Genomic DNA, 14,660 nt, shown 5'->3' on the forward strand with positions numbered 1-14,660 from the left:
ACCACTCCCAACTCCCAACTACCAACTACCAACGGTAAACTCCCGGATTCGCTTCGTGCATCAGACCATAAACCACGTCGAACACGTCTTGCACGTTGGGTTTGGAGAAGTAATTGCCGTCTGTGCCAAAAGCGGGGCGGTGCGGCTGCGCCGTCAGGGTGCGCGGCACGGCGTCTAGCCAGTGGAAGCCACCCTGGGTCTCGATCACCTGCTGCATCATGTAGGCGGTGGCGCCGCCGGGCACATCTTCATCCATGAAGAGGATACGGCTGGTTTTTTGTAAGGATTGCCGGATACGGCCGTTCACGTCAAACGGCAGCAAGCTCTGCACATCAATCACTTCCAGGCCAATGCCAACGGCCGTCAACCGTTCGGCCGCCTCCAACGCCAGACGGCAGCCCGCGCCATACGTTACCAGCGTCACATCGTCGCCGGGGCGCAGCACCTCTGGCACGCCCAGAGGAACCGTCACCTCGGCCAGGTTAGACGGCATCTTTTCCTTCAGGCGGTAGCCGCTCAGCACCTCGACAATCAGGCCCGGTTCGTCGGATTGCAGCAGGCTGTTGTAAAACCCGGCCGCCTGCACCATGTTGCGCGGGACCAGCACGTTAATGCCGCGCAGCAAATGCACCGTCGCCCCCATCGGCGACCCCGAATGCCAGACACCCTCCAGCCGATGGCCGCGTGTGCGGATGATGACCGGCGCTTTTTGGCCGCCGGCCGTGCGCCATTGCAGCGTCGCCAGGTCGTCAGACAAAATTTGCAGGGCATAGAGCAAATAATCCAGGTATTGAATTTCGGCGATGGGGCGCAGGCCGCGCAGCGCCATACCGATGGCCTGGCCGATGATGGTCGCCTCACGGATGCCTGTATCGGACACGCGCAGCGGGCCATATTTGGCTTGCAGCCCGGCGAATGATTGATTGACGCCGCCCAATTTGCCCACGTCTTCGCCAAAGGCGATCACGCGCGGGTCGCGGGCCAACATGGCATCGAAAGCGGTGTTGAGGATTTGGAAGCCGTTCAGTTCCGGCGGGTCGGCGGCGTAAACCGGCTTCACTTCGGTCACGTGGCGGGCGGCTTCGGCCGATTGGCTGACCAGGTGGGAACCGGCGCGGGCGCGGTTGAGCTGCACCTGCGCCTGATGCCAATCGGCCAACTGCTGGCGGGCGGGGGACGGGTGATGGCGGCTGGCGATGAGGGTTTCATGGACGGCCGTTAAAATATCCCGGCGGTAGGGCGTCTGTTTGGCCGTTAACTGGGCCGCCAGCGGCGAATCCGGGACCGCCGCCTGAATCAGGGCCACCGCCTCGTCGCGCTCTTTATGAAACGGCGACGTGTAGGCCGTCCACGCCTTCATTTTGATGTTTTCCACCAGTTTTTGCGCGTTGCGCTCAATCTGGTCCAGCTCCCCGGCGGTGGCAATGCGCTGCTCGATAATCCATTGGCGCATCTGGCGCAAACAGTCGTATTCCGCTTCCCAGGCCAGACGTTCGGGCGATTTGTACCGTTCATGGCTGCCGGAGCTGGAATGGCCCTGCGGCTGCGTCATTTCGATGACGTGGACAATGGCTGGGACGTGGTCGCGGCGGGCCACATCGGCCGCCTGTTGGTATGCTTCGATGAGCGCCAGGTAATCCCAACCTTTGACGGTGTAAATGTCGTAGCCATCGGCGCGGTCCGGCGCGCGGCGGAAGCCAGCCAACAGTTCGGTGAGATTTTCTTTGACCATCTGAAATTCGTTGGGCACGGAGATGCCATAGCCGTCGTCCCAGATGGAAAGGACGACCGGCGCTTTGAGGACGCCGATGGCGTTGATCGCTTCCCAGAACATGCCTTCGGCGGCGCTGGCGTTGCCGATGGTCCCCCAGGCGATTTCGTCGCCGTTGTGGGAGAACTGGCTGAATTGATGCAGCTCCGCCAGGTCGCGGTAGAGGCGGGAGGCGTAGCCCAGCCCTACCAGGCGGGGCATTTGCGAAGCGGTGGGTGAGATGTCGGCGGAGGAGTTGAATTGGGTGGTGAGGTCACGGAAACGGCCGTTTTCGTCCAGGCTGCGGGTGGCAAAGTGGGCGTTCATCTGGCGGCCGGCCGAGCTAGGCTCTTGTGTCACATCGGCGTGGGCGTAAAGCTGGGCAAAATACTGCTGAATCGTGGTCGCGCCAATGGCGAACATAAATGTCTGGTCGCGGTAATAGCCGGAACGCCAATCCCCCTTGCGAAACGATTTAGCCATGGCAATTTGGGCCACTTCTTTACCATCGCCAAAGATACCAAACTTCGCCTTGCCGCTAAAAACCTCCCGGCGACCAATGAGGCTGGCCTGGCGGCTTTGCGCGGCCAGGGTGTAATCACGCAATATGTCGGCCGTGCTGATGAATTTTTGCGCTGGAAAAGGGTTTTCTTGCCGGTGTTGGGTCTGTTCTTGGGTTTGCGGTCTGTTCATGTTGCCCGCCTCCACTGCGGATGCAGGCGAATCATGTCGAATCGTGGGATGGGACTCATAGACTGTGCTGACCTCCGTTTGGCGTTTATCTGTGGGAATGGGATGTAATCATCAGTTTTCCTGATGTAAAACCGATCCGATTGTAGGGAAATTTGCTTACAAGGCAAACTAAGGGGATGTTGGTGTAATTGGTTGTAAGATTGGACCAGTCTTTTGGCGGGAAGTTCAATTTTTCAGGCGGCGCAATTACACCTTGTTGGTTGACTGAAGGGGGAGAGAACGGCCGTTAGCCGCTCTGTGGACGATTAACGCGAATCAACTGCCCGGACACATTTACGCCTGGATCAAGCTGATCATGAACGCGATAAGCCCACGCCGTGAAATCAGGGTCAAACGTACACATAAACGCGCCATGTCATGCCTGTTCGTTGTCCACAATCTGGCGATCTATTGCATCGGGAAAAGCACGGTAATAAGCCCTGGCATTGGCCAAATCTTCGGCGCGTACCGAACACAGATTACGGAATACCGCACACGACCACTACTCCCCCAACGGCGTCACCGACACATTGTCAAACTGCACCTGCACCCCGCCCAGGCCCAACGTCTCTACCATCAGGCCCACATCGCCTTGTTTGAAGGCGTCATCCGTCACCCGGCCGACCTCCTGATCGTTGACATAAAAAATCATGTTCCCGCCTTCTGCCTGCACTTTCAGCCGGTTGGTGCGGTTTAGCCCCTGCTGCACGGCCGTTGATTCAAACCACCACTGTCCAATCAACGGCTGCGCTTCCCCCGCGCCGCCGCCGCGATAGCGGCCAATCCACACATAGCCATCACCGCTGATCTTAAACAGATAAAAATCATCCTTCTCGTTGTCCAGGCGGAACAGCAGACCATAGCCATTATTCAGCGGTCCAGCCACCTGAGTGGCGTCCATTTCATAAATGCCATCACCAAAACTTTCGCCGGCCGTCGTCCAGATAATCACGTCGTCGGCCGTCACCGTCAGGTCGTAGACGCCGTTAGCCACCTGGCCGATGGCGTCGGCGTCTGTGCCCACGCGCCATTTGCCGGGCGCATCAAAAGTCTCCAGATAGCTGCTCTGGCCGCGACATCCTGCTAGTAAAAGCACCGCCAGAAGCAGCACGGCCGTCACTGTTTTGTATTTTGTCGTCATAAGTATAGTTCCTTGACATGTTAGTTGGTTGGCTAATGAACTGACCAACCCGATACCCTTCCAAGTTTATAGAAAGCTGGCTGATTTGCCACCTCCATCAGCCCAGGTTAAAAACCTTCTCAGGCAAAACGGCCGTGCCCCCACCGCACTTTTTACGCAGAGATGCGGAGAAGGCATTGGCAATTGACACTTGACGATTGACGATTGGTCCTGAGCTTGCCGAAGGATTGACGATTGTTCACTTCTCATTCATCGCGCCACACCCCAAAACCCCGTATAATTGCCGCATGGATGCACAGATCGACTCCCTCGTCCAACAAATTGTCGCCGCGATGGGCAGCCGGTTAACGGCCGTAACCCTCTTCGGCAGCTACACCCAATCCCACTACCAGCCCGGCGAATCCGACGTCAACCTGCTCTTTGTCCTGGCCGACGACGCCAACTTGCTGGACTTGCGCCAGGTAGTCCTGCCCCTATGGCCGCAAAACGCCGCCTGGCTGCGGCGCGGCCCCTGGGCCGCCCACGCCGACGCGCTGGCCCGCTTCTGCCACCTCCACCCGACCTTTGCCCACCACCTGGCCCACGACGGCCGTCTGCTGTACAGCAGCCCTACCATGCAACCCACGCCCCAGCCCGCCCTGGACGCCCACGAAACCTGCGCACGCCTGGCCACACAAGCCCTCAGCGCCTCCAACGCCCTGCTGCCCGACCTGTTAGACGCCGCCACAGCCGCCAACCGCCATGCCGCGCTGCGCCGTCTGGCGCGCCAATTGTGGCGCAAACCAATCCCCACAGAAGAAACGGCCGTTCACACCTATGCCCGCGTCCAACAAATCCTCGGCCCACAAATCGCCCAACTGCCCGCCGCCCACGCCTGGGCCAATACAACCATCCCGGCCGTCACCGCCCCCTTTCTGCCCGGCCTGCAAGCCCTGTACCAACAAGGCCCCAACATCGTCATGGTCCTGGCTAACCTCGGCCCGCAGCACGTCCGCGATACCGACTGGCAGCATCTCGCCGGACCGCTGACCAAAGAATGTGAAGGATTGGTGGTGACAACGGCCGTGCAGCTCAGCCTGAGCCTGGTCTACGACAACCCCCTGGCCCTGGCGCTAAAAAACTATCGCCACAGTTGGGGCATGAATCCTCTGGCTGATTTGGTGACTTCCCGCCGCCAAATCATGCGTCAGGCTGCCACCCTGCCCGCCAGCATCGCGCTGACCGAACTACCTACGGTTTACCTGACCCAGGACGACAGCCACCTGCACACCATCATCCACGACTTTCAAAACCGGCTGCTAAACGTGCAGTTGGAACACGAACTCCTATGCCGCCTGGGACACACACCCCGCTTTGTCCCGCCCACCCCCCTACCCGACCGCGACGCGCCGCCCCAGCAACGCATCGCCGCTATCTGCCAGCACCTGGACTGGTGGTCGGAATTTTACCTGGACCAGATGAGCTGGGCCGAAGACGCATGAGACGCCCCGCCTACAGCAGCGGGCTGCGACTGTTCATCCTGGCGCTTATTCTCACCTTCATCCGGCCCGCTCCCCTGCTTGTCACCCCTGGCCCACCGCAGACGGTAGAGACGCAGCACCCCATCCTCGGCGTACACACCCGCCTCACGGACGAAGTGGAGGAGTGGAAGGTTAAACACAGCCTGGAACTGGTGCGGCAAATGGGCGCGCCCTGGATTGTGGAATTTTTCCCCTGGGCCTATTATGCCGCCGCCGATGGCGGTTACGCCTGGGGCCACCCGGATATGGTTGTCGGTCACGCCGCCGCCCAGGGGCTAACCATCATCGCCCGCCTGGGGCTGACGCCCGACTGGGCCAGACCGCCAGACACCCCCCTGACTTACCTGGATAAATCAGCCTACGGTGATTTTGCCGCCTACGCCGCCGCCTTCGCCGCCCGCTACCGAGGCCAGGTGGATTATCTGATCATCGGCAATGAACCCAATTTGAGCTATGAGTGGGGCTACCGGCTGACTACCCCGGCCGATTACGTGGCGCTGCTGCAAGTGGTGTATACGGCCGTTAAAGCCGCCAATCCCGACATGCAAGTGCTGGCCGGGGCGCTGGCGCCGACACTGGAGCCGGCCGGTTCCCCCTGGGGACTCAATGACCTCATCTACCTGCAAGGCATGTACGATGCCGGCGCGGCCGCCTATTTCGATGGGCTGGCGGTCCACGCCTACGGCCTTACCTTCCCGCCAGAAGCCGAACCCGGACCAGACATCCTCAACTTTCGCCGTGTGGAATTGGTACGCCAGGTGATGGAAGCCAACGGCGACGCCGCCAAAGCCATCTACATCACCGAAACAGGCTGGAACGACCATCCCCGCTGGACGTTGGCTGTGCGCCCGGCGCAGCGCATCCAATACACCCTCGCCGCGCTGGAATACGCCGAAACCAACTGGCCGTTTGTGCGGATGATGGCGATTTGGGCCTTCCGCTTCCCCGCGCCGCAAAAGAGCTATATGGATTATTACACCCTGGTGACGCCGGAATTTGTTAAAAAGCCAATTTATGATGCCTTGCAAGCCTTTGCCCAGGAGACTTCACCGGCTGCGCCGACCACCATGAATGAAAACCCTGGGAGCGCAGGCGTCTCGCCTGCCGGGGCGGACGGGACGTCCGCACTCCCATTTTTGAAGGAGCAGTAACGGAATCAGTGCAAAAAAGCCTCCGTGTCCTCTGTGTCTCCGTGGTACTGCTTCTACTTTGGGTGGGGTGCAACGGCCGTGCCCAAACCTGGCCGCGCATCCAACAGGAAGGGGTGCTGCGCGTGGGGCTGGACCCGACCTATCCACCCTTTGAGGTGGATGCGGGCGGCGAACTGACCGGTCTGGATGTAGACCTGGCGCGGGCCATCGGCGCGGATTTAGGGCTGGACGTGGCTTTTAGCTACTTCGGCTACGATGGCCTGTATGATGCGTTGGCGACCGGGCAGGTGGACGCGCTGCTCTCTGCCCTGGTGGTAGACCCGGCGCGCACCAAAGATTTTGCCTACAGCGACCCTTATTTCAACGCCGGGCTTATTTTGCTGACGCGGCAGGCAGAAACGGCGATTGCCGCCATGCCTGATCTGGCGGGCCGCACGCTGGCTGTAGAATTGGGGGCGCAAAGCCATGTGGAGGCGCTGGCCTGGAGTCGCAAGTTGGTTGGGCTGGTGGTACAGCCACACACGACGCCGGAAGAAGCAGTGACGGCCGTTCTCGCCGGCGCGGCCGACGCGGCGTTGATGGATGGGGTAAACGGCCGTCTCCTGCTGCGCGACACCCCCGGCCTCACTCTGGCCGCCGAAGCCGTAACCGTAGAGCCATATGCCCTCGTCGTTCGCGCCGCCGATGGCGACCTGCTGCGGCAGCTAAACGACAGCCTGGCCCGGCTGCGGGCCTCCGGCGAGCTGGCGGCCATCACTGCCCGCTGGTTGTCGCCCACAAGCCAGGAGAGACTTCATGAGTAGGCTAAACTCTGAACGACTGTTAGGCGCCGCGCTTATCGTGGGCGGCGTATTGGTAGGCGTGGTCGTGGCTGCGGTGCTGCGCAGCTATACACAAGATGGGATGATGACGGGGGGAACGGCCGTTACCGCCGCCATCATCGCCTTTCTCTTACTCGTCCTGCCCCAGTTAGCCCTGGGCATCAGCCTCATCCGCCACACCTCCCCGCCAAATGACCCATGAATTTAAAACTGCCAACCACAAGCAACGTATGTTATACTGTGACCATCCTGCCAAACGGGCATCCTTTACAAATAAAGCGAGCAACCATACAACCAGAAAATCTGTATCGTTGCGTTTTTCTCTTTGTATCTTTGTCCCTTTGTCTCTTTGTAATAAATTCTTTGTCAAAGGAGAAATGTAGATTATGAAAGAATACGTGTCCGACTTGTACGATAAAATCAAAGGCGAGTCCAGCGGCCTGGGCAACTTGCTTGCCAAAGTGCCCGGTCTCGGCGGCTACATGGAACGCAGCCGCCGCCGCGAAGCCGACCAAATTCTGCGTGATACCATCTCCAGCCACCTGGAAGCCTCCCGCCTCACCCTCAGCAGTGTCCACCAAGAACTTGGCCGCGACATCATCAAAGCGATGGACCACGCCGAATCTCTGGGGCGCGCCGACAACATGCTCATGGGCCTTATCGGCAAAATTAAAGACGCGCCACAAGGTTATGCCGGTTTCTTCGACGCCATCAAAGTCAAAGAAGAAGACCTGGCCCGCATCTACGCCTTCGACGAAAGCATGTTAAACCACGCTGATGAAATAGACGCCAGCATAGACGCCCTGACCAAAGCGGTCCGCGACGATGGCGACATCAACAGCACCATCCGCCGCCTGACCACCGTCTTGCAAGCCGCCAATCAAGATTTTGCCGGCCGCAACGAAGTGATCATGGGCATCAGTTAAGAATTGATAATTGACGAATACAGATTACGCAACAAAGGAGTAAAACCCAATGGCTCAGATATTTGACCGAGTTGCCATAGACGCCTGGCAGCGTGACGAACTAGTGCAGAAATTCCCGCCCGGCGGGCTGGGCGATATTAAGATGGGTTCCCAACTCATCGTCAACCCCGGCGAGACCTGCGTCTTTGTACGCGGCGGTGAACCGATGGGCACATTCACCCCCGGCCGACACACCCTGACCACCGAAAACATCCCCCTGCTGACGAATATGATAGAGCGCGGGCTGTTTGGCGGTAAAAATGTCTTCACCGCCGACGTTTATTTTGTCAAAACCACCGACATTACCATGAAATGGGGCACTGCTAACCCCATCATCGTCGAACATCCGCAGCGCTCGCCGGGGGCCAGCGCCATTGTTGGCAACGGAACCTATGTCACCAAAGTAAAAGACCCCTGGCGCTTCCTGAACGCCATGGACGCCTTCCGCAACAGCACACGCCAGGACGAAGTAAAAAACCGTCTCGACCCGATGCTGGGCGTGATGATGCAAGACAAGCTCAGCGAACTGGCTATCGCCAAAAACCTGGGGCCGGCGCAGTTGCAATCCTTCTCCAAAGAGATCAACGACCTGCTCGCCGGGCTGCTGCAAGAGGAATTCGACGCCATCGGCATGGTGCTGGTGGACTTCAACATCCGTCTGGCGCTGCATCCCAAATCGCTGGAAGTGGTCACCAACATGGGCTACGGAACCAGCTACACCGCCAAACAACAGGCCGACGCCTTTGTCGCGGCCGCTTCCAATCCGGCCGGCGGTTCGATGGGCGATATTGGCATTGGGGCGATGGGCATGGCGGCGATGCAAAACCTGCAAAACCAGCAGGCATGGCAGCAGCAGCAAGCCCAACAAACGCAGCCTGCTGCCCCGGCCGCCCCGGCTGGTGGTTCGGCCGCCGCGCCAGATGTCATGACCCCCGGACAGGCCGCCCAAATCTTGCAGGTGACGGAAGAGGACATATTGGCCGCCATTCAGGATGGTTCGCTGAAGGCCAGAAAAATTGGCAACGCTTACCGCATCAGCAAAGCGGCTCTGGATGAGTTCCTGGCTGGCTGAAAGCCACCACTGAGTAATCGTCTAAGAATAACTTCCTGTTTTTTAGATTGGACCAATCTTGGAGATTGGTCCAATCTGGGCCATGCCATTTCTAGATGATCACTTAGTCAGATTATCGAAGTGACGTTTGCATCCTCGTAGGCGAACGGTGGGCATCTGAGGATGCCCACCGCCTCAATGTTGATCTACTCATAGTTCGATGGGAGTGATTACACCTCCGGGAGATGGCTTATCTCCCGGAGGTTGTGTTGTATAGGAATAGAGAGAAAACGATGTTGTTGAATATGAATCCATTGGGGCCAAATCTGGCCTTTGTATGGGATGTGATTGCCCTGGTGTTGACCTTTGTGGTGATTCAGACGTTGGTGCTGGTGAATGGCGTTTTGCAAAAGCGGGAAATACTGCCAACGTACATCACGCGCAAGGTCATCCACATATTTGCCGCGCCGCTGTACGTGGTTTGCTGGATGTTGTTTTCTGGCGATGCGGCCAGCCGGTATCTGGCGATGGTGGTGCCGCTGGCGTTTATTGGGCAGTTTGCGGCGATTGGCTTGGGGCTGCGCAAAGATGAGGCGTTTGTCAATTCGATGTCGCGCACCGGCAACCCGCGTGAACTGCTGGGCGGCACGATGCACTACGCCATTGTGATGTTTGTCTGTACGATTTTGTTTTTTGAAACGGCCGTGCCCAACACCACCCCTAACCCGGCCGCCCTGCTCATTCTGGGGGCGCTGGCCGGCGGCGATGGCCTGGCCGACATTATCGGCCGGCGCTATGGCAAAGGGCGCACTTTTGGCCGGGCCGGGTCGCAGAAAAGCGTGCCTGGCTCCATCGCCATGTTTGTCGGCGCGGCGGGCATGTCGTTGATTCTGGTGGCGCTGTTCAGCATCAACACCAACCTGTCTGTGGGCATGGTACTGCTGCCCACGCTGCTGCTCAGTCTGCTGGCGACCATCGTCGAGGCGGTTTCGCCCAAAGGTCTGGACAATTACACCATCGCGCTGGCGGTGGTGGTGGGCATTGTCGTTTTGTCGCTGGCGGGGATGTGGCCGTTTGCGCCGTTGTTTACGCTGTAGCCGGGGTTCGGTGTTCAGTGTTCGTGGTCAGTGGGTGGTTTCTTTGATTGAACTGAACGAGGCTTGCAGCAAACAAATATGAATGATCTGACTGTTCTCAAGTTGGGCGGGGCGCTGCTGACGGATAAGCGCGCGCCGGATTCGCTGCGGGCGGAGACATTGACGGCCGTTACCCATGAAATCCGCGCCTGTCTGGACGCCGGGCTGTTGCAGCGGCTGATCGTGGTGACGGGCGTCGGCTCGTTTGGGCATCCGCCGGTGCTGCGTTACAAATTGCACAAAGGCTTCCAATCGCCCGACCAACTGCTGGCGCTGACAGAAACGCAAAACAATGTCATGCGCCTGCGCCGGGCGGTGGCTGAAGAGTTTCAGGCGGCCGGCATGCCGGTTTGCCTGATGCTGCCCAGTTCGTGCATGGCCGCCAGCGGCTTTGCCCACGCCGAGAGCTATCTGACGGCCGTCGCCGGATTCTTGCGCCTGGGCATGGTCCCGCTGTTGGGCGGCGATGTGCTGGTGGATGATCAGGTGGGCTTCATGGTTTATGGCGGCGACGAGGTGGCCGTGGACCTGGCGCTGCATTTTGGCGCAGACCGGTTAATTTTAGCCACCCAGGTAGACGGCATCTACGACAAAGACCCACAGCAGCACCCAGACGCCCAGCGTCTGCCCACCCTGTCGCTGAATGGTCCGGGGGAAACGGCCGTTTCCCTGGACCACCACCCGCTCATAGACGCCAGCGGCGCGATGGCCGGCAAACTGCGGGCCATCCGCCGCGCCGAAGCCGCCCTGGCCGCCGGCCTGGAAGTCTGGCTCATTTCGATGATGGAACCGGGACGGTTAACGGCCGTCTTGCAAGGCGACCCGGCCGCCGGAACCCGCGTTACCCTTTAAGAAGAGGGGGAGACATGGAGACATGGAGACATGGAGACATGGAGACAAGGAGAGATGTTTCTCCCAGTCTCCCAGTCTCCCCCTCTCCCAGTCTCTCTTACAACTCCCGGTTGCGCACGGCGCGGAAGGCGTTGTAAACGTGGTCTTTGCGACGGCCGTCTTTGTCCACCACCCCGGCGTTACGCATCCAATCCGACCAGGCAAACCAGATGAGCGCCTGCACCAGATCCGTGTGCCGGTCTTGGACGTGTTTGTACACATCCTTCATGTAATCGCCAATTTCCGCGTAATACTGCGGGCCAATTTCGCCATCGTCGGCCACGCCAATTTCAGTGATCCAGAATTTGTAGCCGGGTAGTTCGCGCCGGTAAACATCAAACGCCTGGGCCAGCGTGCCGTATTGGCCGCCCCAATCGAAGGGGGCTTTGGTGGCCCAGCGGGTGTAGGGATGGATGCCGATGGCGTCTACGGGCAGTTTGCCGCCAACGGCCGTTTCCACCTTCTTGATATACGCGGCCGTCGCCTCCGGTCCCGTCGCCATGCCGTTAAAGATGATGGGCGACGCCGGCGAAGCGGCGCGGATAGCCTGGGCTACAGCCTGGGTGATCAGCGCCATCTGCGCCGGTTCCAGAAATACCGAAGCGGGGTTGTTTTTCTTGTCCCCCTCGTTCCAAATCTGGTAAGCCACTTTGTCCTCGTAGCGGCGGTAATGGGTGGCAATCTCTTTGGCTGTCGCCGCCAGGTCTTGGGCGTAGCCCGGCCAATTGTTGGCGCCTGTCCAGGGCGCTTTGCCCCAAATGGTCTCCTGGTTGATGATGATGAGCGCTTTGATACCCTGGCGGTTATAGGCGTGAACGATGGGATCATATTGGGCGAAGGCTTTGCGGATGTCGCCCCGCTCGGCGACAACGATGCGGGCGTCTACTTTAAAGACAAAACGCACCCAATCCATCCCCTTGAGGTCATCGGTCTCAAACGGATTGCTGTGGGGGGCATCGGGGTTGATGTTGACGCCGGTTTGCAGGCTGGACACGGGCACGTCAATGGGCGTGTCAATCGGCGCGGGATTGCCTTTGGTGGAGCGGTAGAAGATGGCAGCGAGAATGGCTTCCCACAACGGCCGTCCCGCCCGCCCATACCGCTCCTTCAAAGACGCCTCCTGCGCCGGGAGCAGCCAGGGGTCGTTGATGCGGTAATCGTCGCCGTCTTTGCCCACAATCAACACCCAATGTTGGTCGTTGTCGGTGTACGGCGTATCGCTGGTGAAGTCTACCTGCACCGTCACCGGGCGCCCTTCGGCCAGGCTGGCGTCTATGCTCTGGATAACTTCTGGGTTGGAGGGCAGCTTACCGCCATAAATCATATCGGTGTAGACATCGGTCAGGGCGTTCCACTTGGTCAGGTTGACGTCAATAAAACCACCCTGGCGCACCATCGTGTCGTTGAGCTGCGCCGGTGTAACCTGACGGCCGTACACATTGGCCACCATCGTAAAGCAAGTCAGCAAACAGCCCCACTTGCCAATGGTGTGATTCGACCCAACATGGCCCAGCCGTTTATCCGCCCAACGCGCATCCCGCTGCGACACCGGGGCCACCACCGAACTGCCCGCCTGCCAGGGAACCTGAATGCGCACGTAGACAATCTCGCCAAACACCTCGCCGCGATCATCAAACAAGCGCCAATCTTCATAATGGGTTCCCGGCGCGGTTGGGGCGACCATTTCGATGGCAATATCCACCGTGGCGCCAGGGGCGGCGGACGGCAGCGGCAAACTCTCCTGGGCGGCCATTTTGATGCCGCCCACATAGCGGATGGTGAAGCCCAGCCCCCAGGCGCGGGTTCCACTGTTTTGCAGCCGCCAGATTTTGGTGAAGGTCTCGCCCGGTTTGAAGGCGGTGTCATCGGGGATGGTTACATCAGCGACAAATTTGCTGTTAGACACGCCGGTCGGGTCGGCCACTGGCGGCTGGGCGATGATGCGGGTATAGATGATGTCGCCAAAAAACTGGCCCTGGCTGTCCTGGAAGCGCCAATCGCTGAAGTGGGTCCCGGCCGTATCGGGCGCGGTCAGGGGGATGGTAATTTCGACTTGTTGGCCGGGTTGGGCGGCGGGCAGCGGGTGGCTGGTAACGGCCGTCATCGGCTGCCCGGCCACGTGGACCAAACGATAGCCACTGCCCCAGGCTACACGGCCGCTGTTTTCCACCAGCCAGGTTTTGTTGAACACCGCGCCGCTGGTGATGACGGTATCGTCTAAAATCGTCACGTCGCGCAGGAAACGGCCGTTGGCCTGCGCCGTAACCACCGGCGGCGACATGGGTGGGTGTTCCGTTGGCGGTTGTTCGGCCGGGTCGGGGACGTCGAACGTGGTAGAGAGCGAAAACTGGGTGATGGGTTGGATGAGCCGTTGGGCCAGGTTGGCGATACCGGCGAAGCCCGGCCCCAAATACCAGATGGCCGCGCCTAAAACTTCCGGGAAGCGGGCGTAGTATTCGGCGACGGCAGCCACGTCGGCCATCGCTTTGGGGACGTGCAGAGGGACCCGTTCGTGGGTCCAGCCCCATTCGGTGATGAGGATAGACGGCCGTTGAATCCGATGTTTGTCGCAGGCCGCCAGCAGCTTCTCGAAACGGCCAATATGATCGCCGCGCAAGAACCAGATATCCTCGGTCTTAAAGCTGTACTCGTGCAGAGCCACCGACAGCCGGTCAGGGTGCTGCTGGCACAATTCCAGATAACGCAGCATCCCGTCTGTCTCCCAGGCCCCTTCGTCTGGCGTGCCCGCAGAGTAACCAAAAGCAGAGAATTTGTAACCATCGGCCAGGGCCATCTGGCCGGTGTGAAAGGCAAATTGGCCGATCCAATCGGCCCAGGCCACCTCTTTGCGCAGCTCGTTGATGGTTTCGATCCACACCAGTTCTGGGTCCAGTTCTGGCGGTAGGTGGCGTTTGTGCCAGGCCCAATGTTCGGCGGCCGCCTGCTCTGGCTCTTTGTCGTAATCGGGCACGTCGGGGTTGCCAGATGGCGGTGTGCTGTCGTCGGCCGGCACAGAGCGGCGGAAGGCCAGCACGTGGGGCACAGCCCCCGGCCGGGCGCGCACCAGCTCCTGGGCATCAAACAGGCCAGTCATGGCATCGGCTGCTTTGATGACAAAGGGCACGTTGGCCGCGTCCAGCTTTTTCAGATAGTCGCCGATGCCGGTGGCGTTGCCGCCGCTGGCAGTGTGGAAACCAATTTTGTTAAACGCTTTCATGTGGGAACCTTCCTTGTGAATTGTGAACTGTGAATGGTGAATGGTGAAGTTCTTTGTTTACCGCCCGAATAGCTAAAGGGTATATGATGGCGGGGAGGGCTGTCAACGAAGATCATTAACAAAAACATAACAAATGTCATTTGTTATCCTGGCGCAAGATGCTACTATTTTAACAGAAGCGATGATCCACATTGACGTTTACCACTGATGTCGTTTTCTATTGACGTTTCGCCGCCTCAATTCCCACTGAACCAGCGCGTGATCGGCGAATGTTCCCTGTTTAGA

The 14,660-nt window shown here is 59.4% G+C and carries 11 protein-coding genes; 8 read left to right on the forward strand and 3 right to left on the reverse strand.

Translation table 11 applies throughout. The features are described 5' to 3' along the window. Positions 1-25: 25 nt before the first annotated feature. Together IPM39_01310 and IPM39_01315 are read right to left on the reverse strand one after the other, a co-directional pair. Positions 26-2,443: a transketolase gene (locus IPM39_01310; GenBank protein ID MBK8984713.1), complete on the reverse strand. Its 2,418-nt coding sequence runs from the start codon at positions 2,441-2,443 to the stop codon at positions 26-28. Positions 2,444-2,984: 541 nt separating this feature from the next. Beyond that, positions 2,985-3,623, reverse strand: a complete 639-nt coding sequence (locus IPM39_01315; GenBank protein MBK8984714.1) for a hypothetical protein — start codon at positions 3,621-3,623, stop codon at positions 2,985-2,987. 287 nt (positions 3,624-3,910) lie between these two features. Between IPM39_01315 and IPM39_01320 the strand changes: the two genes are divergently transcribed. The 8 genes from IPM39_01320 to IPM39_01355 all read left to right on the forward strand — a co-directional run bounded on the left by IPM39_01320 (position 3,911) and on the right by IPM39_01355 (position 11,119). Beyond that, positions 3,911-5,104 carry a hypothetical protein gene (locus IPM39_01320; protein ID MBK8984715.1) on the forward strand — a complete coding sequence of 398 codons (1,194 nt, stop codon included), beginning with the start codon at positions 3,911-3,913 and terminating at the stop codon, positions 5,102-5,104. Then, positions 5,101-6,294, forward strand: a complete 1,194-nt coding sequence (locus IPM39_01325) for a hypothetical protein (protein MBK8984716.1) — start codon at positions 5,101-5,103, stop codon at positions 6,292-6,294. The genes IPM39_01320 and IPM39_01325 overlap by 4 nt, the downstream gene beginning before the upstream one ends. Before the next feature lie 8 nt (positions 6,295-6,302). Next, a complete protein-coding gene (locus IPM39_01330) occupies positions 6,303-7,097 on the forward strand; it encodes an amino acid ABC transporter substrate-binding protein (protein MBK8984717.1) in 795 nt (264 codons plus the stop codon). Next, positions 7,090-7,317, forward strand: coding sequence for a hypothetical protein (locus IPM39_01335; GenBank protein ID MBK8984718.1), 228 nt, complete (start codon positions 7,090-7,092; stop codon positions 7,315-7,317). Before IPM39_01330 ends, IPM39_01335 begins: the two co-directional genes overlap by 8 nt. 184 nt (positions 7,318-7,501) lie before the next feature. Continuing rightward, on the forward strand, positions 7,502-8,041 hold the full coding sequence (locus IPM39_01340) for a hypothetical protein (GenBank protein ID MBK8984719.1): 540 nt from the start codon (positions 7,502-7,504) through the stop codon (positions 8,039-8,041). Positions 8,042-8,090: 49 nt separating this feature from the next. Continuing rightward, positions 8,091-9,152 carry an SPFH domain-containing protein gene (locus tag IPM39_01345; protein MBK8984720.1) on the forward strand — a complete coding sequence of 354 codons (1,062 nt, stop codon included), beginning with the start codon at positions 8,091-8,093 and terminating at the stop codon, positions 9,150-9,152. A gap of 272 nt (positions 9,153-9,424) precedes the next feature. Continuing rightward, on the forward strand, positions 9,425-10,228 hold the full coding sequence (locus IPM39_01350; GenBank protein MBK8984721.1) for a hypothetical protein: 804 nt from the start codon (positions 9,425-9,427) through the stop codon (positions 10,226-10,228). A gap of 78 nt (positions 10,229-10,306) precedes the next feature. After that, the gene (locus IPM39_01355; protein MBK8984722.1) at positions 10,307-11,119 is read left to right on the forward strand and encodes a hypothetical protein; all 813 of its coding nucleotides are present in this window, start codon (positions 10,307-10,309) and stop codon (positions 11,117-11,119) included. 97 nt (positions 11,120-11,216) lie between these two features. On the opposite strand, the gene IPM39_01360 is transcribed toward IPM39_01355, so the two are convergent. Continuing rightward, entirely contained in the window at positions 11,217-14,375 is a 3,159-nt protein-coding gene (locus IPM39_01360; GenBank protein MBK8984723.1) for a C39 family peptidase, read from the reverse strand. Positions 14,376-14,660: the final 285 nt, after the last annotated feature.

The organism is Candidatus Leptovillus gracilis, from assembly GCA_016716065.1.
GTDB classification, from domain to species: Bacteria; Chloroflexota; Anaerolineae; order Promineifilales; family Promineifilaceae; genus Leptovillus; species Leptovillus gracilis.